Genomic DNA, 24,418 nt, shown 5'->3' with positions numbered 1-24,418 from the left:
GCTCAGCGCTTGTTCAACATCCGCGCCAACCGGTCCCCACCGAGCTGAATCACGGCGACCAAGACCACCAACAGCACAATCACCGTGAGCATGATCTGCGTGTCAAAACGCTGGTAGCCATAGCGGTAGGCAATATCGCCCAGCCCACCGGCACCAATTGCCCCGGCCATGGCCGATGAGTTGATCATGGTCACCAGGGTGATGGTGAAGCCGCCGACGATCCCCGGCAGCGCTTCCGGCAACAGCACATGCCAGATGATGTGCCAGCGTCGGCAGCCCATGGCTTGCGCGGCTTCGATCAGGCCGTGGTCGACCTCGCGCAGGCTGACTTCGGCGATGCGTGCAAAGAACGGCGTGGCGGCGATGGTCAGCGGCACCACGGCTGCCCACACGCCATAGGTGGTGCCGACGATCAGCCGGGTAAACGGGATCAGCGCCACCATCAGGATCAGGAATGGAATGGAGCGAAACAAATTCACGAACGCCCCCAGCGCGCGGTTAAGGACCGGCGCCTGATAGATGCCGCCCTTGTCGCTGGTGACCAGGAACACCGCCAGCGGAATCCCCACCAGCAATGCGATCAGCGACGACACGCCGACCATCAACAAGGTGTCGATGGCGCCCTGCACTAAACGATCAAACCACATAACCGAGCACCTCCACCTGTTGCGCCCAACGCCCGGCGCGATTGCGCAACTCTTCGGCGTTGTGCGGCGAGTCATTCACCGCCAGCAGCAATTGCCCCAGGGCATGCCCCTGGATGCGTTCCACACCGCCTTGCAGCAAGCGCACGCGCCCGCCGAGGGCGCTGAACAGCGCGGCGAGGTCCGGCTCGTCGGTATCGCTGCCGGTGAACTGCAAGCGCAGCACCAATGCCGCGTCGGCCGAGGTTTGGGCGGGTTGCAGACGATTTTGCAGCTCGGGCGGCAAGCCGTGTTGCAGTGGTGCGAGCAGGGTCTTGCTGACCTCATGCCGGGGGTTGCCGAACACTTGCCACACCGGGCCTTGCTCGACGATTTGCCCGTGTTCCAGCACCACCACGCGGTCGCAGATTTCGCGGATCACTGCCATCTCATGGGTGATCAACACGATGGTGAGGCCCAGGCGTTGGTTGATCTCGCGCAGCAGGGCGAGAATCGACTGGGTGGTTTCCGGGTCGAGGGCCGAGGTGGCCTCGTCGCACAGCAGAATCTCGGGGTCGTGAACCAGTGAACGGGCGATGCCGACACGCTGTTTCTGCCCGCCGGAGAGCTGCGCCGGATACGCCGCGTGCTTGTCCTGCAAACCCACCAGTTCCAGCAGCTCACGCACCTTTTGCTCGCGCTGGGGCTTGGGTACGCCGGCAACCTTGAGCGGCAACTCGACGTTCTGCCACACGGTCTTGGCCGACATCAGGTTGAAGTGCTGGAAGATCATGCCAATGCGACGTCGCAGCGCCACCAGGTGGTCTTCATCGAAGCTGCCGATGTCCACTTGATCGATCAGCACCCGCCCACTGCTGGGTTGCTCGAGGCGGTTGATGGTGCGAATCAGCGACGACTTGCCGGCGCCGCTGCGGCCGATGATGCCGAACACCTCGCCGCGCTGGATCGCCAGGTCGATGCCTTGCAGGGCGTGCACTGTGCCGTCGTAGGTCTTGCCCAGGTTGATGAAACGCACATGGGCGCGGTTGAGATCCGGGTGCAGTTCAGTCTGCTCGGCGTCCCTGAGCGTATTACCCAGGTCGCGCAGTTGGGCATTGGCGGCGGTCATTTTTTGTCGTCCCAGCCCACTTGGTAGAGCTTGCCAAGGGATTTATCCAGAGCGGCGCGCACTACCGGCGAGTGCTGGTAGATATCGACGAACTTGATCACCCGAGGATCGGTTTTGCTCTTGGGCTGGATCACGAACTGAATCACGTATTCCGGGTGGTCGAGGCCGTCGAACAGCAGCGCCGACTCTGCATCGAAGGTCTTGGACAGGCGGATATACGCCGGGTAGCCCTGCACCAGGTCGGCGTCGTCATAGGCGCGGACCAGTTGCACGGCTTCTACTTGCAGGATCTTGATCTTTTTCGGGTTGGCGATGATGTCTTCTTCGGTGGCCTTGTAGCCTACGCCCGGCTTGAGGGTGATCAGCCCCGCCTTGGCCAACAGTTGCAGGCCACGGCCGCTGTTGATCGGGTCGTTGGCAATCGCCACGCTGGCGCCCTCGGGCAGATCGTTGATGGCTTTGTACTTTTTCGAGTACAGCCCGATGTTATTGATGATGCCCGGCGCGTAGGGCACCAGGTCAAAACCGGCGGCGGCCTTGGCGTTTTCCAGGAAGGGAATGTGCTGGAAATAATTCACGTCGATATCGCCGGCAGCGAGGCTGACGTTGGGGGCGATCCAGTCGGTGAATTCCACCAGCTCGACTTTCAGGCCCTGTTTTCCGGCTTCGGCGACAGCGGCTTCCAGGGGAATGGCGAAGGCGGCGGTGGTGCCGATTTTCAGCGGCGCGTCGGCGCCGAATACCGCTGTGCTGAATAACCCGAAGGCCAGGGCCAGTGCTTTGACTGGGTGGGTGAGCAGGGTCTTTTTCATAATCAATTTCCAGTCATAAGGTGTTGGTACAAACAATGAAGATTCAATGTGGGAGGGGGCGGTAGGTGGAGCCGGTGTGTTGTTCGGGCAGGCGGGCGGTGCCTTGGAAGACTTTTTCGCGCAAGGTGCCGGTCTCATAGGCGGTCTTGTAGGACCCACGCTTCTGCAACTCCGGTATCACCAGGTCGATGAAATCCACATAGCTCTCCGGCGTCACAATGCGCGTCAGGTTGAAACCATCCAGCCCGGTTTCGCTGATCCAGGATTCCAGCTCATCGGCGACGTGTTCGGGTGAGCCGACCAAGGTGATATAGCGACCGCCAAGGGCGTGCTGCTCGAGCAATTTGCGCCGGGTCCAGTCGTTGTTTTGCAGGTTCTTGGTGGCCGACTGGATCGCGTTGCTCTTCACGTACTGGATCGGCTCATCCAAGGCGTACTGGGCAAAATCAATTGCCGTCGAGGCCGAAAAATGCGCCACACCGGCTTCCGCGCTGGCGTAGCTGAGGTACTCGGCGTGCTTGCGCCAGGCCAACTCTTCGGTGGCGCCAACGATGACGTTGAGGCCCATGAATACCTTGATGTCCTGCGGGTTGCGCCCGGCTTCCACTGCGCTGGCACGCACCTTGTCCACCTGGAGCTTGGTCGCGGCCTTGTTCTGCCCGCTGATAAACACGCACTCGGCATGCCGCCCGGCGAACAGCAGGCCACGCTCGGAACTGCCGGCCTGGAACAGCACCGGCGTACGTTGCGGTGACGGCTCGCAGAGGTGATAGCCCTCCACCTGATAGAACTCGCCGTGATGCTCGACCTTGTGCACCTTGCCCGGTTGCGCGTACACCCGCGCCTGGGGATCGTTGAGCACCGCATCGTCTTCCCAACTGCCTTCCCAGAGCTTGTACAGCACCTCCAGGTATTCATCGGCCTGGTCGTAGCGTCGGTCATGCTCGACCTGTTCGGTGAGCCCCATGGCCTTGGCGGCGCTGTCGAGGTAGCCGGTGACGATGTTCCAGCCGACCCGGCCACGGCTCAGGTGGTCCAGCGTGGACATGCGTCGGGCGAACAGATAGGGCGGCTCGTAGGTCAGGTTGGCGGTGAGGCCGAAGCCCAGGTTCCGGGTAACGGCGGCCATGGCCGAGACCAGCAGCAACGGGTCGTTGACCGGCAGCTGGATCGACTCCTTGAGCGGCACATCAATGGAATTCTGGTACACGTCGTAGACACCGACGATGTCGGCGATAAACAAACCATCGAACAGCCCGCGCTCGAGAATTTGCGCCAGCTCGGTCCAGTATTCGAGGGTCTTGTACTGGGTCGAGTTATCCCGTGGGTGCGTCCACAAGCCGTGGTTGATATGCCCGATGCAGTTCATGTTGAAGGCATTGAGCAGGATCTTCTTTTTGCTCATCAGATGGTCCCCCGCAGCGGCGGGTTTTCATCGTTGAGGTAGTAGTTGCCTACCGCGTGATACTTCCAGCGTACCGGGTCGTGCAACGTGTGCACCCGGGCGTTGCGCCAGTGGCGGTCCAGGCCATGTTCGGCCAGGGTCGCCTGGCTGCCCGCGAGCTCGAACAAGGTGCTGCCGGCTGCCAGGGAAATCTCGGTGCTCAAGGCCCGCACTTCGGCCACGGCGATGGACGCAGCGGCGACGGTCTGGGCATTGCTGTCGGCCTGGGCACGGTCGAGGAATTCGCCTGAGCGCTCCAGCAACGCCTCGGCGGCGTGCAGGCGAATGCTCAGGTGGCCGAAGCTCTTGAGGGTCAGCGGGTCTTCGGTGGCGTTGTCGTTGCCCGAATCGATCCACGGGCGGGTCTTGGTGCGCACAAAATGCAATGCATCTTCGAAGGCGGCGCGGGCGATGCCGGTGTCGATGGCGGCATGAAGGATCTGCGCCAGCGGGCCAACGGTGGTCGGGCGTTCGAAGGCGCTCTGGAACGGGATCACGTCCTGCGCTGCAACCCACACGTTGTCGAACACCACCGAGCCGCTGCCAGTGGTGCGCTGACCGAAGCCGCTCCAGTCGTCAATCACCGTCAGGCCCGTGCTGTCGTGGGGCACGAAGGCCAGTTGCTGGATGCCATTTTCATCCACCACCGAGGTGGGGATGCGTTGGGCATAGAGCGCGCCCGTGGCGTAGAACTTGCGCCCGTTGATGCGAAAACCATTGCCATCGCGGGTGAGGCTGGTCACGCGGTCATGGGCGGTCTTGGTGCCCAGTTCCGCCAAGGCATTGCCAAAGCGCTGGCCGGCCAGCACCTCGGCATACAGGCGTTGCTGCTGTTCGGGGCTGCCGTTTACGCGCAGCACTTCGAGGGCGTAGAAATGGTTTTGCGGGATCTGGCCCAAAGAGCCATCGGCCTCGGCGATCAGGGCGATGACTTTGGCCAGGGTGACGTTGGAGACACCCGCGCCACCGTAGGCCTTGGGCACGCTGATGCCCCACAGGCCGGAGCGGGAAAACACGTCCAGCTCGGGCAACGGCAGGCGGCGTTCACGGTCGCGCTGGGCGCTGTCGCGGCGCAAGTCGTCGGCCAGGTCGCTGGCGACAATGAGGGCTTGTTCATCGCTGGTGATGACCGCGACGTGGTGAGAAAGGGTCATGAGTTTCTCCAGAAGCTCGTGGAATAAGTGTTCTGGTCGGTTAAATCCAGGAGTGACGAGCAGGTAAAGTGCCGTTCAGTCGATAGGCACCGATAGCGTGATACTTCCAGCGCACCGGGTCGTGCAGGGTGTGTACCCGGGCGTTGCGCCAGTGCCGGTCGAGGTTGAATTCGGCCAGGGTGGCGCGGCTGCCGGCCAGCTCGAAGAGCTTCTCAGTGACCTGCAACGACACTTCGGTGGTCAGCACCTTGGCCTCGGCCACGGCAATCGAAGCGCGTGCGGCGGACTGCGCGGTGATCGGTGCGGCGCTGACCTGGTCGAGCACCTGGCCGGCCTTGCGCAGCAGTACTTCGGCGGCGTGCAGTTCGATCTTCAGCTTGCCGATATCGGCGATCACATACAGGTCGTCGCTAGCCCGCTCGACCTTGGCGTCGATCCAGGGGCGTGAGCGTTCGCGTACGAAGGCGATAGTGTCGTCAAGGGCGCCACGGGCGATGCCGGCGTCGATGGCCGCCTGGATCAGTTGCGACACGGCACCCTGGATATTCGGGCTTTCGCCCAGGCGCCAGTTGTCGATGACCAACTCCGGGTCCACCGGCACCCGGTCCAGCAATACGGTGCCGCTGGCGGTGGTGCGTTGGCCAAAGCCCGACCAGTCGTCCACGATGCGCAGCCCTTCGCTGCCACGCCGCACAAAGGCCATGACTTGCTTGCCGTCATCGTTCAGCGCCTTCACCGCCACCCAGTGGGCAAACAGTGCGCCTGTGGAGTAGAACTTCTGGCCGCTGACCACGAACCCATCGCCTTCGGCCGTGAGGCGAGCCTTGAGCTCCAGGGTATTTTTGGTGCCGCGTTCCGGGCCGCCGTTGCCGATGCGCCAGCCGTCGAGCACGCTCTGGAACAGCTGCTTTTTCTGGCGCTCGGTGGCGGTGCCCTGCAACAGGTGCAGGATGCCGAAATGGTTTTGTGGAATCTGCCCGAGGGCCGGGTCGGCTGCGCTGATGATCGCGAAGACTTCGGCCAGGGTCACAAACGACACTTGCGGGCCGCCGTATTCGCGAGGGATGGAAATACTGCCCAAGCCGCTTCGGGTGAATTGCTCCAGCTGTGCCCATGGCAGTTTGCGTTGCTGGTCGCGCTTGGCGGCTTGCAAGCGTGCCGCCTGTGCCAGCTCATGGGCGGCGCTCAACGCCTGGGCGTCGTCGCGCAGCACCGTGGCCGGCAACAACAGGGGAGCTATGTCCAGATCACTCTGGGGGGGTGTTAGAGCCAAGTTAGACATCAGCGCCGCTCCTTGGCTGCACGCAATGCCCTGGCGTTGTGCACCGGGGTAATTCTGACCATACCGACCTCGCATTCAATGAAATGAAAACAGAAAAATCAGGAATGTCCGGTGGTCCGGTGCATATACCCTAAGCGTGTTTATTTTTTAAATAAACTAACTTTTAGGAATATGCATAGAAGGGCTGTCACCCCGGCTCACAGGGTGAACCGAAGCGACGCGGTTGATAGCCCGTCGCAGGCGTTGCCTGGCTGGCGGGTGCTGCTGACGCGCAGGCGGCGATGCGCAAGGTGCGGGAGGGCGCCCAGCGTGAATTATTCCCGACACGATCAAGAATGCAGTACGTGACGTCCAACCGGCAGTCGTCGCCGGCTTCGATAATGACGTGGGGCGGCACCCACACCTGTACCGCCATGCCGACGCTTTTGGCTTGGATTTTCGGCAGGTCCAGGCGTACATCGCCCCAGCGCAAGGTAATGGCATCGCCTGAGCTCATGTTCAGGTAAGGCTCGATGGTCAGCGGAATGCCGCGTCGTACCTGGCTGCTGTTGACGCCGTAGCGGCGGATCGTCTCGGGCAGGTCGACGGGGGCCAGATGCTGGTTTTCATCGCTGCTGTCATTGTTGAGGCGAGGCGAGGGTTGGCCGCCGGGGTAGTTGGTCTTGACCCGCACCAAGGTGACAGCCGAGCGCATAGGGCCATGGCCGATTTGCAGGACTTGGTAATGGACGCGCGCCGGACCGTCCTGCACAAAGCTTTCTGGCACGCACAGGTGGGTGAACGTGCCGATCTTGCAAGCCGTCACCTTGCGCGAGGCGGCAAAGCAGTTGTTCCAGAACAGTTCGATCAGGTCGCCTTCTTCCATGCCCGGGTAGGGAGAAATATCGACCTGCAAGTGTGTGGAGGCCAGGGCGCTGATGCCGTTTCCAATCGCCTGGGGCAATTTGGGGGCAGTGAGCATGGCCGGGGGTTGTGTGTGTGTCATAGGTACTCTCCTTGATGCAGCCAGCAGCAATCGTTCCGAACCCTCGGCGCACAGGCGCGAGGCGTTTCGAAAGGCACGATTCAGTCAATAGCCGGGATGGGATCCAATCCTCAAGGCGCTAGATAAGAGGGTTGGCCAAGGAGCGTCAATGGAGGCAAAAGGCTAAACGGCGAGTTTGAAGATATTCAGACGGGTCTGACGGGGAGGGGGATTTTAAGGGGGTTATGGCGGGGTGTTTTACGCGCTGGAACGGCAACCTCTTGTAGGAGCGAGCTTGCTCGCGAAGAACGTTAACGATAACGCGGTGAATCAGATTTACCGTGTCGCCTGGGCGTTTTTCGCGAGCAAGCTCGCTCCTACAGAGGGTGGGGGGTCAGTGGGCGAGGAATTTGCTGAGGAACTGCCGGGTGCGTTCTTCCTTGGGGTTGGCGAACAACGCCTTGGCTTCGCCTTGTTCGACGATCACGCCCTTGTCGAAAAAGATCACCCGGTTGGCCACATCCCGGGCGAAGCTCATCTCGTGGGTGACGATGACCATGGTGCGGTTTTCCTCGGCCAGGCTGCGGATGGTCGACAGCACTTCGCCTACCAGCTCTGGGTCGAGGGCGGAGGTGGGTTCGTCGAATAGAATCACCTCCGGCTCCATGGCCAGCGCCCGGGCAATCGCCACGCGCTGTTGCTGGCCGCCAGACAGCCGCCTCGGATAGGACGCTTCCTTGCCCGCCAGGCCGACCCTGGCCAGCAGCTTGCGACCCAACTCGGTCGCCGCCTCGCGTGGCATCTTCTTGACCACGATCGGGCCTTCGATAACGTTTTCCAGCGCGGTGCGGTGAGGGAACAGGTTGAAGTTCTGGAACACAAAGCCCACGTGCTGGCGCAGGCGCCGCACCAGGCCCTGTTGCTGGTTGAGCGGCTTGCTGCTGTCGATCTCGATGTCACCCACCTTGATGCGGCCGCTGGTAGGTTCTTCGAGGAAATTCAGGCAGCGCAGGAAGGTGGTCTTGCCCGAACCGCTGGGGCCGATGATGGCGACGACTTCGCCTTCCTTGACCTCAAGGTCGATGCCGTTGAGCACCACCTGACCGTTGAATTGTTTGGTCAGTTTTTCAACCACGATCATGCTTCAAGACTCCAGGTCATGCCGGTTGACCCGGTCTTCCAGACGATTTTGCAGATGCGCCAGGATGCTCGCCAGGATCCAGTAGATCAGGGCTGCGGACAGATACATGGTGAAAATTTCGAAGGTACGCGCCGACACCAGTTGGGCCTGGCGGAACAGCTCTGGCACCTGGATAGTGGCGGCCAGCGCGGTGTCTTTGACCAACGAGATAAAGCTGTTGCCCAGGGGCGGCAAAGCCGTGCGCATGGCCTGCGGCAGGATGGCCCGGCGCAGGGTCTGTGCGCGGGTCATGCCGATGCTGGCGGCGGCTTCCCACTGCCCACGCTCGATGGACGCGATGGCGGCCCGCAGGATCTCACAGGCGTAGGCGGCCATATTCAGCGAAAAGCCGATCATGGCCGCCGGAATCGGATCCAGCTCGATGCCCACTTGCGGCAAGCCGTAGTAGATCAGGAACAGCTGCACCAGCAAGGGCGTACCGCGAAAGAACGACACGTAGACCCGGGCAGTCCAACTCAGCAGTTTGAAGCGCGACAAACGCATCAACGCCAGGCCGAAGCCCAACAGCAAGCCGAAAAACATCCCGCCAAGGCTGAGAATCACCGTGTAGTACGCGCCCTTGAGCAGAAAGGGCGCGGAGTCCAGCGCGAGTTGGAAACCTGCTTCCATTACTGAGTGACGTCAGCGTTGAAGTACTTCTCGGACAGCTTCTTCAAGGTGCCGTCGGCGCGCAGTTTGTCGAGGGCCTTGTTCACCGCGTCGAGCAGTTCAGGCTCGCCTTTGCGCAGGGCGATACCGGCTTCCTGGCGGGAGAAGGCGTCACCGGCAGCGGCGGTGTCGGGTGCTTTCTTGGCGTATTCCAGGGCGGCCAGGCGGTCGATCAGGATCGCGTCGATACGGCCGATGCGCAGGTCCTGGAACTTGGTCGGGTCATCGTTATAGGTCTTGATGATGGCTTTAGGCTGGTTGTCCTTGAGCCATTGTTCGTAGTTGGTGCCCAGGCCCACGCCGATTTTCTTGCCGGCCAGGTCGTCGGCGGTCTTGATGGTGTCGACGTTCTTCTTCAGCACCAACGCCTGAATACCGGAGACGGTGTAAGGCTTGGAGAAGTCGTACTTTTTCTTGCGTTCTTCGGAGATGGTCACTTGATTGACCACGGCGTCCAGGCGCTTGGATTCCAGGGCGGCGAGGATGCCGTCCCATGGCGTGGCTTGCAGCTTGACCTTGACGCCCAGTTCCTTGGCCAGCGCTTCGGACAACTCCACCTCGAAGCCGCTGAGCTTGCCGCTTTCATCGACGAAGCTGAACGGTGGGTAGGTGCCTTCCAGGCCGATCTTGATCTCGCCGGCCTTCTTGATGTTGTCCAGCTGCTCGCCGGCAACCGCCTGGCCCAGCCAGCCGGCGCCAAGCGCCAGGCCCAATGTGCCGACCAGCAGCGTGCGACGTAATACAGAAATAGTCATGGAGAGCCCCTGTGTTTTTATGGTGAGCGAAGCAAGTGACGCGGTAGTCGTATCCTGCCTTAAAGCGCGGTGCGCGTCTTCGCCTGCGGCGCGATGATAAAGCCGGTTTTTAAGACTTGAAAATAATATAAATCTAATTTCATATTCATTTAAGGAATATGCCGCAGGTTTATTGTGGGAGCGAGCAATCCCGCTCCCACACATTCAGTTGAAAGCCGAGTCATAGGCAAACAACGCCGGCGCCCCACCGGTATGCAGGAAGATAATCGGCCCATCCGCAAATCGCTGGCGCCCGATGCCATCCAGCAAACCGGCCATGGCCTTGCCCGTATAGACAGGGTCCAGCAGCAGACCTTCCTGGCTGGCCAAAAGTTTGATCGCGGAGAGGGTGCCGGCGTTGGGCTCGCCATAACGGGGGCCGAAATATTCGTCCCACAAGGTCACCTTGAAGGCGTCGGGAATCTCCATACCCAGCAACTCGGCGGTGCGTTCGGCCAGGCCCTGCACTTTGGGGAACTGCGCTTCTTCGGTGCGCGACACGGTAATACCGATCACCGGCAACTGCGGCAGCACTTCGCTCAAGGCCAACGCCAGGCCGCTGTGGGTACCGGCGCTGCCGGAGGCGAGCACCACGGCGGCGAATTCAATGCCACTATCTTCAACCTGCCCGGCCAGCTCCAACCCGGCACGCACGTAGCCCAACGCACCGAGGGCATTGGAGCCGCCGATGGGCACCAGGTACGGCTTCTTGCCATTGCTGCGCAAGCGGTCGGCGAGGGCGTTGAGTTGGTCATCGGCGTTGTCAAGGTTCTCCACCAGCTCGACTTTGGCGTCGAACAGGTCCAGCAGCAGGCGGTTGCCGTTGCCAAGGTAGTTGGGGTCTTCGGTACCGGTGGGGTTTTCTAGCAGGGCGACGCAGCCCAGGCCAAGTTTGGCGGCGAGCGCGGCGGTCTGGCGTACGTGATTGGACTGTAATGCGCCAGCGGTTACCAGGGTGTCGGCGCCCTGGGCAATGGCGTCAGCCGCCAGGTATTCAAGTTTGCGCAGCTTGTTGCCACCCATGGCCAGCGGCGTGGTGTCATCGCGTTTGACGTAGATGTCCCTGCCCAGCCAGGCCGACAGCCGCTCGAGTTTTTCCAGGGCGGTGGCGCCACCCAGCAGTTCCAGACGGTTAAAGCGGTCGAGCTGTTGTTTGATCATGGTTATGCACGGTGACTAAGTGATTGAGGGACTATAGGCAGGCACTTTTCATCGGGCAACCGTCAATCGCTTATACCGGATAGTTCTTAGGCTCATACCATTGGTTCTTAAGAGCTGCCAGGCTGCATACCGTAAAGTGATGGCCATTTCGTCAGGAGTGAATACCGTGAGTGAGCGTTCCAGTCATTGGCAATTGCAGACCATCGTCAGCCAGCTGCGCGGCGCCCGCGACCAGTGGCGAACGCGTAACGGTCGCTTGAGTGGCGAGCATGGTGGTCGCGAGTTGCCGTCCCGCGAGGCGGTGGCGCAGATCCTTGAAGCCTTGTGCGGCGCATTGTTCCCGATGCGCCTGGGCCCGGTGGACCTGCGCGAAGAAAGCGAAGACTTCTACGTAGGGCACACCCTCGACGTGGCGCTCAACGCCTTGCTCGCTCAAGCGCGCCTTGAGTTGCGCTACGCCGCACGCCAGGGCGGTGAGGACGACAGCGGGGTGGATGCCCACGCCATCCGCCTGATCCAGGATTTTGCCTTGGCCTTGCCCTCCCTGCGCAGCCTGTTGGATACCGACGTACTGGCGGCCTATCACGGCGATCCGGCCGCCCGCAGTGTGGATGAAGTGCTGCTGTGCTACCCGGGCATCCTGGCGGTGATCCATCATCGCCTGGCTCACCACCTGTACCGTGCGGGTTTGCCGCTGTTGGCGCGGATCAGTGCGGAGATTGCCCATTCGGCCACCGGCATCGATATCCACCCGGGCGCGCAGATCGGCCCGAGCTTCTTTATCGACCACGGCACGGGCGTGGTGATTGGCGAGACGGCGATCATCGGCGAGCGGGTGCGCATCTACCAGGCCGTGACACTGGGCGCCAAGCGCTTCCCGGCGGACGAAGACGGGCAGTTGCAGAAAGGCCATCCGCGCCACCCTATCGTTGAGGATGACGTGGTGATTTATGCCGGGGCGACGATCCTGGGGCGGATAACCATCGGCCAGGGTTCGACCATTGGCGGTAATGTGTGGCTGACCCGCAGCGTGCCGGCGGGGGCGAATATTACCCAGGCGAATCTGCAGCATGATGATGGGGCGCAAAAATAGTGCAGGTCTTGGAAATCACACAAAACCCTGTGGGAGGGGGCTTGCTCCCGATAGCGGAGTGTCAGTCAAAAATGAATTGGCTGAACCACCGCCATCGGGGGCAAGCCCCCTCCCACATTTGACTGCATTCCAAATTTGAACCGTATTTCAGTCAGTAATCGCTGAACGATTTGTCTCCTACACCCGTCATACCAATCCTTGAGCTAGTGTAGGAATTACCTACCACTCAGCCCTGCGATTAGTCCCAGACCGCCTATCCATGTTTAACTTGAATGTTCGTTCAAGTTAAACCGGTGGTTCGCTGCCCGCTCACAACAGGAGGCTTACCTTTGCTGAGTCCGTTATTTACAGCCACATCTCACACCCCAGGGGTGCATCGTTCATGAGTGCATCGTCCACCCCATCCAGCGGCATGGTGCGCATGAATGCGCCCGTTTTCTACTTTGCCGCGACTTTTATCCTGCTGTTTGGCATTACCGTCATCGCTATCCCGCAACAGGCCGGTGCCTGGCTGTTGGCAGCGCAAAACTGGGCGGCCAATACGGTCGGCTGGTACTACATGCTGGCGATGACCCTGTATCTGGTCTTCGTGGTGGTCACCGCGCTATCGGGCTACGGCAAGATAAAACTCGGTGCCGACCACGACGAGCCCGAATTCAGTTACCTGTCCTGGGCCGGCATGCTGTTCGCCGCCGGGATCAGCATCACGCTGTTTTTCTTCTGCGTCTCGGAGCCGTTGACCCACTTGGTGCAACCGCCCCAGGGCGAAGCAATGAACGCCGATGCGGCGCGCCAGGCCATGCAGGTATTGTTCCTGCACTGGGGCCTGCATGGCTGGGGCGTGTTCGCGTTTGTCGGCATGGCCCTGGCGTATTTCGCCTATCGGCATAACCTGCCGCTGGCGTTGCGTTCAGCGCTGTACCCGCTGATCGGCAAGCGCATCAACGGGCCTATCGGTTACGCGGTGGATGGCTTCGGCATCATCGCCACGGTATTCGGCCTGGGCGCCGACATGGGCTTTGGCGTGTTGCACCTCAACTCCGGCCTGGACTACCTGTTTGGCATTGCCCATACCCAGTGGATTCAGGTGGGCCTGATCACCCTGATGATGGGCGCGGCGATCATCGTTGCCGTAGCCGGTGTCGACAAGGGTGTGCGGGTGATGTCCGACATCAACATGCTGCTGGCCTGTGCGCTGCTGCTGTTTGTGTTGTTTGCCGGGCCTACCCAGCACTTGCTCAACACCTTGATCCAGAACATCGGTGACTACCTGGGCGCATTGCCCACCAAGAGTTTCGATGTGTACGCCTACGACAAGCCGAGCGACTGGCTGGGTGGCTGGACAGTGTTCTACTGGGCCTGGTGGATTGCATGGTCGCCGTTCGTGGGCTTGTTCATCGCCCGTATTTCCCGTGGCCGGACCATCCGCGAATTTGTGTTCGGCGTGCTGTTGATCCCGTTGGGCTTCACCCTGGCGTGGATGTCGATCTTCGGTAACAGCGCCATCGACCAGGTGCTCAACCATGGCATGGCCGCACTGGGCCAGTCGGCCATCGATGATCCGTCGATGAGCCTCTACCTGCTGCTGGAAACCTACCCATGGAGCAAGACCGTTATTGCGGTCACTGTGTTTATCAGCTTTGTGTTCTTTGTGACCTCGGCTGATTCGGGCACCGTTGTCCTGTCCACGCTGTCGTCCAAAGGCGGCAACGCCGATGAAGACGGGCCGAAGTGGCTGCGGGTGTTCTGGGGCGCGATGACGGCACTGGTCACCAGTGCGTTGTTGTTTGCCGGTAGCATCGATTCGCTGAAATCGGCGGTGGTGCTGACCTCGCTGCCGTTCTCGTTGATCCTGTTGTTGATGATGTGGGGGCTGCACAAGGCCTTTTACCTCGAGTCGCAAAAGCAGATTGCGCAGTTGCATTCGCTGGCGCCGGTTTCGGGCTCACGCAAGGGCACGGGTGGTTGGCGTCAGCGTTTGAGCCAGGCCGTGCATTTCCCGTCGCGGGACGAGGTGTACCGCTTCCTTGAAACCACGGTGCGTCCGGCGATTGAAGAAGTGACGGCAGTGTTTGTCGAAAAAGGCCTCAACGTCGTCACTCAGCCCGACCCGTCCAACGACAGCGTCAGCCTGGAAATCGGTCACGGCGAAGAGCATCCGTTCGTTTACCAGGTGCAGATGCGCGGCTATTTCACGCCTTCATTTGCACGCGGCGGCATGGGTTCCAAGCAGCTCAACAATCGCCGCTACTACCGGGCGGAAGTGCACTTGAGCGAGGGCAGCCAGGACTATGACCTGGTGGGCTACACCAAGGAGCAGATCATCAACGACATCCTCGATCAGTACGAGCGTCACTTGCAGTTCCTGCATCTGGTGCGCTGAGTAATATGCGGTAAACCGTTCCTCTCAAGTAGGCCTTTGCTGTAAAAGGAAGAGGCAGACTTAAGCGATTCAGCTGTTTAAAAGGCCTGGGAATATGCATATTCCCAGGCCTTATTTGGCCCAGATCAAGAGAGGATTCGATGACGTACATTGCTGCCGAAAACCGCTATGAATCTATTCCTTATCGCCGCGTAGGTCGCAGTGGATTGGTGCTGCCGGCACTGTCCCTGGGGCTGTGGCACAACTTTGGCGACAGCACCCCGATCGACACCCAGCGCGCACTGCTGCGCACGGCGTTCGACCTGGGTATCAACCACTTCGACCTGGCCAACAACTACGGCCCGCCCTACGGCAGCGCCGAGATCAACTTCGGCCGGTTGCTGCGCGAAGACTTCAAGCACTATCGCGACGAATTGATCATCTCCAGCAAGGCCGGTTGGGACATGTGGCCCGGCCCTTACGGCCAGGGCGGTGGCTCGCGCAAATACATCCTGGCGAGCCTGGACCAGAGTCTGCAACGCCTGGGTGTCGACTATGTGGATATCTTCTACTCCCACCGTTTTGACCCCGATACCCCTCTGGAAGAAACCGCCAGCGCCCTCGCCACCGCCGTACAACAAGGCAAGGCGTTGTACATCGGCATCTCGTCCTATTCCGGGGTGAAAACCCGCGAAATCGCAGCCTTGCTCAACGAGTGGAAAGTGCCGCTGCTGATCCACCAACCGGCCTACAACCTGCTCAACCGCTGGGTGGAAAAAGACCTGCTGGACACCACCGAAGAACTCGGTGCCGGGGTGATCGCCTTCACGCCGCTGGCCCAGGGCTTGCTTACCGACAAGTACCTCAATGGCGTACCGGCCGATGCACGGGTCAATCGCCCGGGTGGCGGCTCGCTGCAAGCCAAGCACTTGTCCGAGGCCAACATCGCCCATGTGCGCGCACTGAATGAAATCGCCCAGCGTCGTGGCCAGAGCCTGGCTCAGTTGGCCCTGGCGTGGACGTTGCGTGATCCACGGGTGACCAGTGCGCTGATCGGCGCGAGCCGGCCGGAGCAGATCATCGAGAACGTCGGGGCGTTGAAGAACTTGAGCTTCAGTGCTGAGGAGCTGGCGGAGATTGATCGGTTTGCGCAGGAAGGCGGGATCAACCTTTGGGAAAAACCATCTACCGCTGAATAACCTGACACTGCTGGGTTAAAAGTGTGGGAGGGGGCTTGCTCCCGATAGCGGTGAGTCAGCCAGCACAGAGGTGACTGACAGGTTGCTATCGGGAGCAAGCCCCCTCCCACATTTGAACTTCGGCAGGCTCTAGAACGGTACGTCGCCCAGAATCGTCGCCCGATGCATCACCCGCCGCTGCGGCCGGTAATCATCCACCGCGTAATGCTGTGTCACGCGGTTATCCCAGAACGCCACGTCATTTTCCTGCCAGCGCCAGCGTATGGTGAATTCCGGGCGGGTGGTGTGGGCGAACAGCAGCTTGAGAATCGCTTCACTCTCAGGCGGTTCCAGCTCATTGATCTTGGTGGTGAACCCGTCACTGACAAACAGCGACTTGCGCCCACTCACCGGATGCGTACGCACCACGGGATGGGACAGCGGCGGGTTTTTCCTGCGGGTTTCTTCCCAGCGCGCCAGGTCTTCGGCGCTGTTGCCGAAGCGCTCCAGCGGGAAGGATTTGGTGAAGTCGTGGGTTGCAGTCAACCCCGTGAGCAGCACCTTCATCGGCGTGGATAACGCCTCGTACGCCGCAATGCCGCTGGCCCACAGCGTATCGCCGCCAAACGCCGGCAGCAGCTTGGCGCTGAGCACCGCGCCGAGGGCCGGAGTGGGCAGGAAGGTTACATCGGTGTGCCACACGGCGTTGTCGCGCACGTCAGTGACGGCGGTGTCGAGGATCAGCACTTCAGGCTGTTCCGGCACGTTGGGGTAGATCGGGTGGATGTGCAGGTCGCCGAAGTGCGCCGCGAACCGCGCCTGTTGCTGCGGGGTGATCGGTTGGCCACGGAAGAACAGCACCGAGTGGGTAAGCAGCGCCTGCTCGATGGCATCGCGATGTTCGACGCTCAGCGGTTGGGTGATATCGACGCCACTGATCCGGGCGCCCAGGGCGGTGCTTAATGGGGTAACGGTCAGGCTGCTCAATTGAGTTCTCATTTCTTAGTGTGCCTGGCCGTGCCATGGCACTAATTTACGCTGCAGGGCGCGCAGGCCCATTTCCATGGCGAATGCGATCAGGGCGATCACCAGGATCCCCAGCACCACCACATCGGTGACCAAAAACTGCGCCGCCGACTGCACCATGAAGCCCAGGCCACTGGTGGCCGCGATCAGCTCGGCCGCGACCAGGGTCGACCAGCCCACGCCCAGGCCGATACGCACACCGGTGAGGATGTCGGGCAGCGCGCTGGGCAGGATCACATGGCGAATCAGTTGTGTGCGGGTGGCGCCCAACGATTGCGCGGCACGCAGCTTGGCCGGGTCGACGGTACGCACGCCGGTTGCGGTGGCGATGGCAATCGGGGCGAAGATTGCCAGGTAGATCAGCAGCACTTTGGACAGCTCACCGATGCCGCACCAGATCACGATCAACGGCAGGTAGGCCAGTGGTGGGATCGGCCGGTAGAACTCGATCAGCGGATCGAGAATGCCACGGGCAATACGGTTTGCACCGATGGCAATCCCCACTGGCACGGCAGTCAGCACCGCAAAGCCCAGCCCCAGGCCGATTCGGCTGAGGCTCGCGCCCAGGTGCTGCCACAAAGTGGAGTCCATATAGCCGGTGGTCGCCAGCAGCCAACCCTTTTGCAGCACGGCGGAGGGTGGCGGCAGGAACAGGGGTTCGATCAAGCCGGTGGCGGTCACCGCCCACCAGAGGGCGAGCAAGGCGACCAGGGTCAATAGGCTGATCCAGCGCGTGCTCAGGCTGCGGCGTACCGGGATAACGGCATGCGCCACTGGCTGGGTGGCCGTGGCGGGAAGTTCGTAGCTGCTCATGCGTACACCTGCCGTTGGGAGAACACTTTACCCAATACGTGTTCGCGGGTTTCGATAAAGCGCGGGTCGGATTTGATCGCCCGCGCCGATTCACCGGCGGCATAACGTTGGCCGAAATCCAGGTGTAGACGTTCGACGATCTGGCCGGGGTTGGGCGCCAGCAAGATCAAATCCGTGGCGAGGAACACGGCTTCTTCAATGTCATGGGTAATCAGGAATACCGGCTTGGCCGTGCGCCGCCAGACTTGCAGCAGAAGCTCCTGCATCTGTTCGCGGGTGAAGGCATCGAGGGCGCCAAAGGGTTCGTCCATCAGCAATACCCGTGGGTCTGCCGCCAAGGCACGCGCCAGGCCGACGCGTTGCTTCTGGCCACCGGAGAGCTGCCAGATACGGCGGCTGTCGAAACCGGCCAGGTCTACCAGCGCGAGCATTTCGCGGGCGCGTACTTCGCGCTGCGCCTTGGGCACGCCGGCCAGTTCGAGGCCGAAAGCCACATTGGCCAGCACGTCCTGCCAGGGCAGCAGGGCGTCGTCCTGGAACACCACCCCGCGCTCGGCGCTGGGGCCTTTGACTGGCACACCGTCGAGGGTGATACGCCCGGCAGAAGGTTCGACAAAACCGGCAATCAGGTTCAGCAGCGAAGTCTTGCCACTGCCGGACGGGCCGAGGGCGACCAGCAGTTGCTGCGGCCCAAGGTCCAGTGAAATGTCGGACAGTACCGGTTCCGGGGCGCCTGGGTACTGTGCGCTGATGCGCTCCAGTTGTAGCAAGGCCATCGCAATGAACTCCTGATCAGTGGGTGATGAACTTGGCGCTGACGTAAGGGGCGTAGTCCGGCAGCACGGCGTCGACCTTGCCTTGTTCCTTGAGGAACACCGCGGTATCGGTCACCGCCTTGGTGGTCGGTGCGCCCAGCAGGGTTATCTGGTCAGCGGCCAGCGGGTAGACGTTGCCTTGCAGCAGCAAGGGGATGTCGCTGGGCTTGGCGCCGGAGAGTTTCACCAGCTTGTCGACGTTGCCTGTGTCGGCGAGCCAGGCTTGTGGGTCTTTGCGGTAAGCGGCGTAGGCATCCAGGGTGACCTTGGCGAAGGCGGTGACGATCTCCGGGTGCTTCTCGGCGAAGTCTTTACGCACGATCCAGGCATCAAATGTCGGCGCGCCAAACTTGGCCAGTTCGCCGGAGGTGATCAGCACCTTGCCGTTTTCCTTGGCCACGCCCAGGGCTGGGTCCCACACGTAGGTGGCGTCGATATCACCGCGCTTCCAGGCGGCGATGATGGCGGATGGGGCGAGGTTGAGGATGGTGACTTTGGCCGGGTCGATGTTCCAGTGTTTCAGCGCGGCCAGCAGGCTGTAGTGGCCGGTGGAAACGAAGGGTACAGCGATCTTTTTGCCGACCAGGTCCTGGGGGCTGTTGATCCCCGAACCGTTACGCGCCACCAGGGCTTCGGCGCCGCCTATCTGGGTGGCGACGAGAAAAGTTTGTACTGGGACTTTGCGGGTGACTGCGGCGGTCAGCGGGCTGGAACCGAGGTAGCCGATCTGCACGTCGCCTGAGGCGATGGCGGCGATGATGTCGGCGCCATTGTCGAATTTGCGCCAGTCGATCTTGGCATTGGTGGCTTTTTCATAGGCGCCGTCGGCTTGGGCGACTTTGGCCGGGTCCACAGTGGTCTGGTACGCAATGGTCACATCCGCCGCCTGGGCAAACAGGCTGGCACCGGCCAGGGACAATGCGGCCAAGAGGCGCAGAGGGGTCAGCAATTTCAAGGGAAGCTCCTCAATCAGGCGGCCGAGGGTCGGCGTGTGAGGAGACTAAATGATCTAAGAACCCGAAAATAAATAACGTTTTCGAATTAGCTTATGAGGAGAAAGGTTGAAGCAAATCTTCAATCAGGCGAGGGGCAAAATGTGGGAGGGAGCAAGCCCCCTCCCACACAAGCTTCAGTTGCTGATGGCGAGGATGCTGGCCTGGTACGAGCCGACAAACACATCAAAATCGCCCACTTCGTTCTGCTCCAGTTCGGCCTGTTGTGCCAGCGACTTGCGTGCCAGCTCTTCGAAGCGCGCCTGCTCGTCTGCCGGCAACGGCTCGTTACGGAAGTGCGCGGCATGCACCTCGCTCTGATGCAGGGAGAACTGCGCAAAACTCTCTTTGCGCTCAGCCATTGCCGCCAACACCTGGGCCGATGGTGTCAGGGATGGGTCCCTGACCTTGGCCAACTGAGCGTCCAGCGCTTCACTGTGTTCGGTGATGCCATGGCTCTCATCGAGCAGCGCGGCCAGTGGTGCAATCTTCTCCAGCAGCTCGGCCGCCCACTCCTTCATATCCACCGCCTGGCCGTCACGCTGCAATTGCAGGCCCGGACGGCGACCTTCCTTGACCACGCTGAGGAAGTTGGAGGTGGCGTTGCCGCACTCGTTGTTGGCGAACAGTGGGCTGTCGTTCAGCGAGCAGTACAGCAGGAACGCGTCGAGGAAACGCGACTCCGGCAGGTCAATACCCATCGGCAGGAACGGGTTGATGTCCAGGCAGCGCACTTCGATGTACTGAATGCCACGGGCCATCAGTGCCTGGATCGGGCGCTCGCCGGTGTAGGTCACCCGCTTGGGACGGATATTGGAGTAGTACTCGTTTTCGATCTGCAGGATGTTGGTGTTGAGCTGCACCCACTCACCATCCTTGTGCGTACCGACTTCGACGTATGGCGCATAGGGCGTGGCCACCGCTTCGCGCAGGCTGTCGGTGTAGCTGGCCAGGTCGTTGTAGCACGGCGTCAGGCCGGCCTGGGCGTTGCTCTGGTAACCCAGGTCGCTCATGCGCAGGCTGGTGGCGTAGGGCAGGTACAGGGTGTCGGCGTCGAGCACTTCCAACTGGTGTGAGCGCCCGCGCAGGAAACCGGCGTCCAGGGCCGGCGAGGCACCGAACAGGTACATCAGCAGCCAGCTGTAGCGACGGAAATTACGGATCAGTGCGATGTAGGCCGTGGACTGGTAGTCACGGTCGGTGCCGACAAACCCTTCCGCTTCCTTGAGCAGCGGCCACAACTGTTCCGGCAGGGAAAAGTTGTAGTGGATACCCGCGATGCACTGCATGGTCTTGCCGTACCGCAGGGCCAGGCCCTTGCGGTACACGTACTTGAGCTGGCCGATATTGGAGGTGCCGTAGTAGGCAATCGGAATATCTTCCTCGGCCGGCAACGGGCACGGCATCGAGGGGCTCCAGAGGTACTCGCTACCCAGCTTGGTGTAGGCAAAGCGATGGATCTTGTCGAGGCTGCTCAGGGTATCGGCCGGGTCGGGCAGGGCCGGGGTGATGAACTCCAGCAGCGATTCCGAGTAGTCGGTGGTGATCTGTTCGTTGGTCAACGCGGCGCCCAAGGCTTCGGGGTGCGGCGTTTGCGCCAGGCGACCTTCGCTGGTGACGCGCAGGCATTCGCGCTCGATGCCGTGCAAGCATTGCTCTAGCAGGGAGAGGTGTTCGCGCTTGCCGAGCAGGGCCAGGCGGCGGTTGAGAAGTTCGCTCAAGTTGGATTCCTTCACGCGTCAGTCGCCCCAATATGGGGGTGGGCAGGACGGTCTACAAGGGTGAAGTTAAAACTGGCGTTATCGCCTGGTTTTGAGTCGATTTGATCCGCTTTGAAAAAGCCTACTTCACTCCATGAATTGGGCTATAGCGCAGCAAGAAAATTCCAACGCTGTTATCGCAGCGTCGAAATTAACTCAAATCGAGGGTGGGGAGCTATAGGACAGCGAACGTGCCCTGCGCTTTTGCGACAAGTCTTTCGCCCTGGTACACGTCGGCTTCGACCACCAACGTACGCCGACCGGCATGAATCACCCGGCTGGTGCACAGCACCTCACCGTCTTCCACGGCGCGGATATAGTTGATCTTGCACTCGATGGTGGCGCTCTGCTGGTCGAAACCATGGGCGCTGGAACAGGCCAGCCCCATCGTTATGTCCACCAGGCTGAAAATCGCCCCACCATGGAGCTTGCCCGCGCGGTTGCGCAGGTGCGGCTCCAGGGTCAGGGCCACCTCGGCAACGCCCTCATCCAGGCGTTGCAGGCGGCAGCCGATCAGTTCGCTGAACGCGCTCTGGGTCAAGCCGGCCGGGATTTCCATCAGCGTTTCTTCAACTGTTTGGCGTTGGCAAACAACGATGCCATGGCATTGTTGCTCGGTGCGGCTGGGGTGGTTTCCTTGCGCGGCGCGTTGTTCTGCGATTGGCGCGGTGCCGAACCTGGGCGGGCGCCACGGGCACCGTCGATTTTCTCGCCAGGGGTATCGCTCATGCGCATCGACAGGCCCACGCGTTTACGCGGAATGTCGACTTCCATGACCTTGACCTTGACCACGTCACCAGCTTTCACCGCTTCGCGAGGGTCCTTGATGAATTTCTCCGACAGCGCGGAGATATGCACCAAACCATCCTGATGCACGCCGATATCCACGAATGCGCCGAAGTTGGTCACGTTGGTCACCACGCCTTCGAGGATCATGCCCAGTTGCAGGTCCTTGAGGTCCTCGACGCCGTCCTGGAACTCGGCCGTCTTGAACTCGGGACGCGGGTCGCGGCCAGGTTTTTCCAGCTCTTGCAGGATGTCGGTGATGGTTGGCACGCCGAAGGTTTCGTCGGTGTACTTTTTTGGGTCAAGGCGCTTGAGGAACGCGGCGTCGCCGATCAGCGAACGGATGTCGCGGTCAGTCTCGGCCGCAATGCGCTGCACCAGCGGGTAGGCTTCCGGGTGAACGGCAGACGCGTCCAGCGGGTTATCGCCATTCATCACGCGTAGGAAACCGGCAGCCTGTTCAAAGGTTTTTTCACCCAAACGTGCGACTTTTTTCAGCGCGGCGCGGGTTTTGAACGCGCCATTTTCGTCACGGTGGGTGACGATGTTCTGCGCCAGCGTGGAGTTGAGGCCCGAGATCCGCGCCAGCAGCGCCACGGAGGCGGTGTTCACATCCACGCCCACGGCGTTTACGCAGTCCTCCACCACCGCATCCAGGCCGCGTGCCAGTTTCAGCTGCGACACGTCGTGCTGGTACTGGCCGACGCCGATGGATTTAGGGTCGATCTTCACCAGTTCCGCCAACGGGTCTTGCAGGCGACGAGCGATAGAGACAGCACCACGAATCGACACATCGAGGTCCGGAAACTCCTTGGACGCCAGCTCCGAGGCCGAGTACACCGAAGCGCCCGCCTCGGAAACCATGACCTTGGTCATCTTCATGGCTGGGTATTTTTTGATCAGTTCGGCGGCCAGCTTGTCGGTTTCGCGACTGGCGGTGCCGTTGCCGATGGCGATCAGGTCCACCGCGTGCTTGGCGCACAGTGCAGCAAGGATCGCCAGGGTCTGGTCCCATTTGTTGTGGGGTACGTGTGGGTACACGGTGGCGTGGTCCAGCAGCTTGCCGGTAGCGTCGACCACCGCGACCTTGCAGCCGGTACGCAGGCCCGGGTCGAGGCCCAGGGTGGCACGCGGGCCGGCCGGTGCGGCCAGCAGCAGGTCGTGCAGGTTGTGGGCGAACACGTTGATCGCCTCGGTTTCGGCGCCGTCGCGCAGCTCACCCAGCAGGTCAGTTTCCAGGTGGGTGTAGAGCTTGACCTTCCAGGTCCAGCGCACGACTTCACCGAGCCACTTATCCGCAGGACGATTCTGATTCTGGATGCCGAATTGTTGACCGATCATGCCTTCGCACGGGTGCATGGTGCCCGGCAGCTCGTCGCCGACTTTCAGCGCGGAGCTGAGAATGCCTTCGTTGCGGCCGCGGAAAATCGCCAGGGCACGGTGGGAGGGCATGCTTTTGAGCGGCTCGTCGTGTTCGAAGTAGTCGCGGAACTTGGCGCCTTCTTCCTCTTTGCCGGCGATGACGCGGGCGCTGAGGATGGCTTCCTGCTTCAGGTAAGTACGCAGCTTCTCCAGGAGACTAGCGTTTTCGGCGAAGCGCTCCATCAGGATGTACTTGGCGCCTTCGAGGGCGGCCTTGACGTCGGCGACGCCTTTTTCCGCGTCGATGAAGCGGGCGGCTTCGGTTTCCGGGGTCAGCGACGGGTCGTTGAACAGACCGTCGGCCAAGTCGCCCAGGCCGGCTTCCAGGGCGATCTGGCCCTTTGTACGACGTTTCTGTTTGTACGGCAGGTAAAGGTCTTCGAGGCGGGTCTTGGTGTCCGCGAGCTTGATGTCGCGTTCCAGTTGCGGGGTCAGCTTGCCCTGCTCCTCGATGCTGGCGAGGATGCTGATACGCCGTTCGTCGAGTTCTCGCAGGTAGCGCAGGCGCTCTTCCAGGTGCCGCAATTGGATGTCGTCGAGGCTGCCGGTCACTTCTTTTCGGTAACGGGCGATGAAAGGCACCGTAGAGCCTTCATCCAGTAGAGCGACGGCCGCTTCGACCTGCTGTGGGCGTACACCGAGTTCCTCGGCGATGCGGCTGTTGATGCTGTCCATAAAACCACCTGAAATTCTTAAAATCAGCTCGCCGGCCCGTAAAACAAGGCACGGTGAGGCTGGTTGAGCGGCCCGACTGGCGCCGCTGCCTGGGTCAAGAGGCTGCCTATTGACCCTCGAAATCGAAAAATTCACGACAAGCGGGTAAAAAAAGCCCGGCAGCAAACGGTAACGATCTGACGTTGCCCTGCACGGAGGCGCCGCATTGTAACCAGCGTTCTGCCCTTGGGGGGTACTGCGCCGGAGGTTGTAGGGCGTGGGTTCGCTGGCAGTAGATGAAAAAT

General features: G+C 61.2%; 21 protein-coding genes. 3 read left to right on the top strand and 18 right to left on the bottom strand.

Annotation, left to right across the window (positions count from 1 at the left end; all coding sequences use genetic code 11):
- Positions 1-2 precede the first annotated feature (2 nt).
- The 11 genes from JFT66_RS18385 to JFT66_RS18335 form a co-directional block, all read right to left on the bottom strand.
- Positions 3-647, bottom strand: a complete 645-nt coding sequence (locus JFT66_RS18385; protein ID WP_153871671.1) for a methionine ABC transporter permease — start codon at positions 645-647, stop codon at positions 3-5.
- Entirely contained in the window at positions 637-1,752 is a 1,116-nt protein-coding gene (locus JFT66_RS18380; protein ID WP_153871670.1) for a methionine ABC transporter ATP-binding protein, read from the bottom strand. Before JFT66_RS18380 ends, JFT66_RS18385 begins: the two co-directional genes overlap by 11 nt.
- Positions 1,749-2,564, bottom strand: coding sequence for a MetQ/NlpA family ABC transporter substrate-binding protein (locus tag JFT66_RS18375; protein WP_198859817.1), 816 nt, complete (start codon positions 2,562-2,564; stop codon positions 1,749-1,751). Before JFT66_RS18375 ends, JFT66_RS18380 begins: the two co-directional genes overlap by 4 nt.
- 43 nt (positions 2,565-2,607) lie before the next feature.
- A complete protein-coding gene (locus JFT66_RS18370; protein ID WP_034117215.1) occupies positions 2,608-3,969 on the bottom strand; it encodes an LLM class flavin-dependent oxidoreductase in 1,362 nt (453 codons plus the stop codon).
- Positions 3,969-5,162, bottom strand: a complete 1,194-nt coding sequence (locus tag JFT66_RS18365) for an SfnB family sulfur acquisition oxidoreductase (RefSeq protein WP_198859816.1) — start codon at positions 5,160-5,162, stop codon at positions 3,969-3,971. The genes JFT66_RS18370 and JFT66_RS18365 overlap by 1 nt, the downstream gene beginning before the upstream one ends.
- 40 nt (positions 5,163-5,202) lie before the next feature.
- A complete protein-coding gene (locus JFT66_RS18360) occupies positions 5,203-6,444 on the bottom strand; it encodes an SfnB family sulfur acquisition oxidoreductase (protein WP_198859815.1) in 1,242 nt (413 codons plus the stop codon).
- Positions 6,445-6,631: 187 nt separating this feature from the next.
- The gene (locus JFT66_RS18355; protein ID WP_034117218.1) at positions 6,632-7,429 is read right to left on the bottom strand and encodes a hypothetical protein; all 798 of its coding nucleotides are present in this window, start codon (positions 7,427-7,429) and stop codon (positions 6,632-6,634) included.
- 373 nt (positions 7,430-7,802) lie between these two features.
- A complete protein-coding gene (gene tcyN, locus JFT66_RS18350) occupies positions 7,803-8,549 on the bottom strand; it encodes an L-cystine ABC transporter ATP-binding protein TcyN (RefSeq protein WP_034117219.1) in 747 nt (248 codons plus the stop codon).
- Positions 8,550-8,552: 3 nt separating this feature from the next.
- Positions 8,553-9,218 carry a cystine ABC transporter permease gene (tcyL, locus tag JFT66_RS18345; RefSeq protein WP_003187646.1) on the bottom strand — a complete coding sequence of 222 codons (666 nt, stop codon included), beginning with the start codon at positions 9,216-9,218 and terminating at the stop codon, positions 8,553-8,555.
- A complete protein-coding gene (gene tcyJ, locus JFT66_RS18340; RefSeq protein WP_034117220.1) occupies positions 9,218-10,012 on the bottom strand; it encodes a cystine ABC transporter substrate-binding protein in 795 nt (264 codons plus the stop codon). The genes tcyL and tcyJ overlap by 1 nt, the downstream gene beginning before the upstream one ends.
- A gap of 204 nt (positions 10,013-10,216) precedes the next feature.
- A complete protein-coding gene (locus JFT66_RS18335) occupies positions 10,217-11,212 on the bottom strand; it encodes a D-cysteine desulfhydrase (protein ID WP_153871664.1) in 996 nt (331 codons plus the stop codon).
- 166 nt (positions 11,213-11,378) lie between these two features.
- Here JFT66_RS18335 and epsC point away from each other — a divergent pair, with 166 nt between their 5' ends.
- The 3 genes from epsC to mgrA all read left to right on the top strand — a co-directional run bounded on the left by epsC (position 11,379) and on the right by mgrA (position 15,866).
- Positions 11,379-12,305 (top strand): serine O-acetyltransferase EpsC, encoded by a 927-nt coding sequence (gene epsC / locus JFT66_RS18330; protein ID WP_034117222.1) that lies wholly within the window; start codon positions 11,379-11,381, stop codon positions 12,303-12,305.
- Between the two features lie 421 nt (positions 12,306-12,726).
- On the top strand, positions 12,727-14,688 hold the full coding sequence (gene betT / locus JFT66_RS18325; protein WP_198859865.1) for a choline transporter BetT: 1,962 nt from the start codon (positions 12,727-12,729) through the stop codon (positions 14,686-14,688).
- A 140-nt stretch (positions 14,689-14,828) separates the two neighbouring features.
- On the top strand, positions 14,829-15,866 hold the full coding sequence (gene mgrA / locus JFT66_RS18320; RefSeq protein WP_153838608.1) for an L-glyceraldehyde 3-phosphate reductase: 1,038 nt from the start codon (positions 14,829-14,831) through the stop codon (positions 15,864-15,866).
- Between the two features lie 129 nt (positions 15,867-15,995).
- Here the strand turns inward: mgrA and tauD are convergent, their stop codons facing one another.
- From tauD to JFT66_RS18285, 7 genes are all read right to left on the bottom strand, one after another.
- Positions 15,996-16,844 (bottom strand): taurine dioxygenase, encoded by an 849-nt coding sequence (tauD, locus tag JFT66_RS18315; RefSeq protein ID WP_034117225.1) that lies wholly within the window; start codon positions 16,842-16,844, stop codon positions 15,996-15,998.
- Positions 16,845-16,847: 3 nt separating this feature from the next.
- Positions 16,848-17,684, bottom strand: a complete 837-nt coding sequence (gene tauC / locus JFT66_RS18310; protein ID WP_153871661.1) for a taurine ABC transporter permease TauC — start codon at positions 17,682-17,684, stop codon at positions 16,848-16,850.
- Positions 17,681-18,460 (bottom strand): taurine ABC transporter ATP-binding subunit, encoded by a 780-nt coding sequence (gene tauB / locus JFT66_RS18305; RefSeq protein ID WP_034117227.1) that lies wholly within the window; start codon positions 18,458-18,460, stop codon positions 17,681-17,683. Before tauB ends, tauC begins: the two co-directional genes overlap by 4 nt.
- Positions 18,461-18,476: 16 nt before the next feature.
- Positions 18,477-19,454: a taurine ABC transporter substrate-binding protein gene (gene tauA / locus JFT66_RS18300; protein WP_198859814.1), complete on the bottom strand. Its 978-nt coding sequence runs from the start codon at positions 19,452-19,454 to the stop codon at positions 18,477-18,479.
- Positions 19,455-19,628: 174 nt separating this feature from the next.
- On the bottom strand, positions 19,629-21,212 hold the full coding sequence (gene gshA / locus JFT66_RS18295) for a glutamate--cysteine ligase (protein WP_153838612.1): 1,584 nt from the start codon (positions 21,210-21,212) through the stop codon (positions 19,629-19,631).
- A 214-nt stretch (positions 21,213-21,426) separates the two neighbouring features.
- Positions 21,427-21,810 carry a PaaI family thioesterase gene (locus JFT66_RS18290; RefSeq protein WP_052224518.1) on the bottom strand — a complete coding sequence of 128 codons (384 nt, stop codon included), beginning with the start codon at positions 21,808-21,810 and terminating at the stop codon, positions 21,427-21,429.
- Positions 21,810-24,134, bottom strand: a complete 2,325-nt coding sequence (locus JFT66_RS18285; RefSeq protein ID WP_153838613.1) for a Tex family protein — start codon at positions 24,132-24,134, stop codon at positions 21,810-21,812. The genes JFT66_RS18290 and JFT66_RS18285 overlap by 1 nt, the downstream gene beginning before the upstream one ends.
- Between the last annotated feature and the right edge of the window lie 284 nt (positions 24,135-24,418).

The organism is Pseudomonas sp. MF6755 (genome assembly GCF_016405635.1).
In the GTDB taxonomy this organism is placed as follows: domain Bacteria; phylum Pseudomonadota; class Gammaproteobacteria; order Pseudomonadales; family Pseudomonadaceae; genus Aquipseudomonas; species Aquipseudomonas haemolytica.
This window is presented reverse-complemented; position numbering and strand designations above follow the sequence as displayed.

Bases quoted from the DNA above. Each gene is read 5' to 3' on its own strand.
- tauB (WP_034117227.1), bottom strand. From the start codon at position 18,460: ATGGCCTTGCTACAACTGGAGCGCATCAGCGCACAGTACCCAGGCGCC.
- tauC (WP_153871661.1), bottom strand. From the start codon at position 17,684: ATGAGCAGCTACGAACTTCCCGCCACGGCCACCCAGCCAGTGGCGCAT.
- betT (WP_198859865.1), top strand. From the start codon at position 12,727: ATGAATGCGCCCGTTTTCTACTTTGCCGCGACTTTTATCCTGCTGTTT.
- mgrA (WP_153838608.1), top strand. From the start codon at position 14,829: ATGACGTACATTGCTGCCGAAAACCGCTATGAATCTATTCCTTATCGC.
- JFT66_RS18290 (WP_052224518.1), bottom strand. From the start codon at position 21,810: ATGGAAATCCCGGCCGGCTTGACCCAGAGCGCGTTCAGCGAACTGATC.
- JFT66_RS18285 (WP_153838613.1), bottom strand. From the start codon at position 24,134: ATGGACAGCATCAACAGCCGCATCGCCGAGGAACTCGGTGTACGCCCA.
- tcyJ (WP_034117220.1), bottom strand. From the start codon at position 10,012: ATGACTATTTCTGTATTACGTCGCACGCTGCTGGTCGGCACATTGGGC.
- JFT66_RS18355 (WP_034117218.1), bottom strand. From the start codon at position 7,429: ATGACACACACACAACCCCCGGCCATGCTCACTGCCCCCAAATTGCCC.
- JFT66_RS18380 (WP_153871670.1), bottom strand. From the start codon at position 1,752: ATGACCGCCGCCAATGCCCAACTGCGCGACCTGGGTAATACGCTCAGG.
- JFT66_RS18335 (WP_153871664.1), bottom strand. From the start codon at position 11,212: ATGATCAAACAACAGCTCGACCGCTTTAACCGTCTGGAACTGCTGGGT.
- tcyN (WP_034117219.1), bottom strand. From the start codon at position 8,549: ATGATCGTGGTTGAAAAACTGACCAAACAATTCAACGGTCAGGTGGTG.
- JFT66_RS18365 (WP_198859816.1), bottom strand. From the start codon at position 5,162: ATGACCCTTTCTCACCACGTCGCGGTCATCACCAGCGATGAACAAGCC.
- JFT66_RS18370 (WP_034117215.1), bottom strand. From the start codon at position 3,969: ATGAGCAAAAAGAAGATCCTGCTCAATGCCTTCAACATGAACTGCATC.
- tauD (WP_034117225.1), bottom strand. From the start codon at position 16,844: ATGAGAACTCAATTGAGCAGCCTGACCGTTACCCCATTAAGCACCGCC.
- tcyL (WP_003187646.1), bottom strand. From the start codon at position 9,218: ATGGAAGCAGGTTTCCAACTCGCGCTGGACTCCGCGCCCTTTCTGCTC.
- JFT66_RS18385 (WP_153871671.1), bottom strand. From the start codon at position 647: ATGTGGTTTGATCGTTTAGTGCAGGGCGCCATCGACACCTTGTTGATG.
- JFT66_RS18375 (WP_198859817.1), bottom strand. From the start codon at position 2,564: ATGAAAAAGACCCTGCTCACCCACCCAGTCAAAGCACTGGCCCTGGCC.
- JFT66_RS18360 (WP_198859815.1), bottom strand. From the start codon at position 6,444: ATGTCTAACTTGGCTCTAACACCCCCCCAGAGTGATCTGGACATAGCT.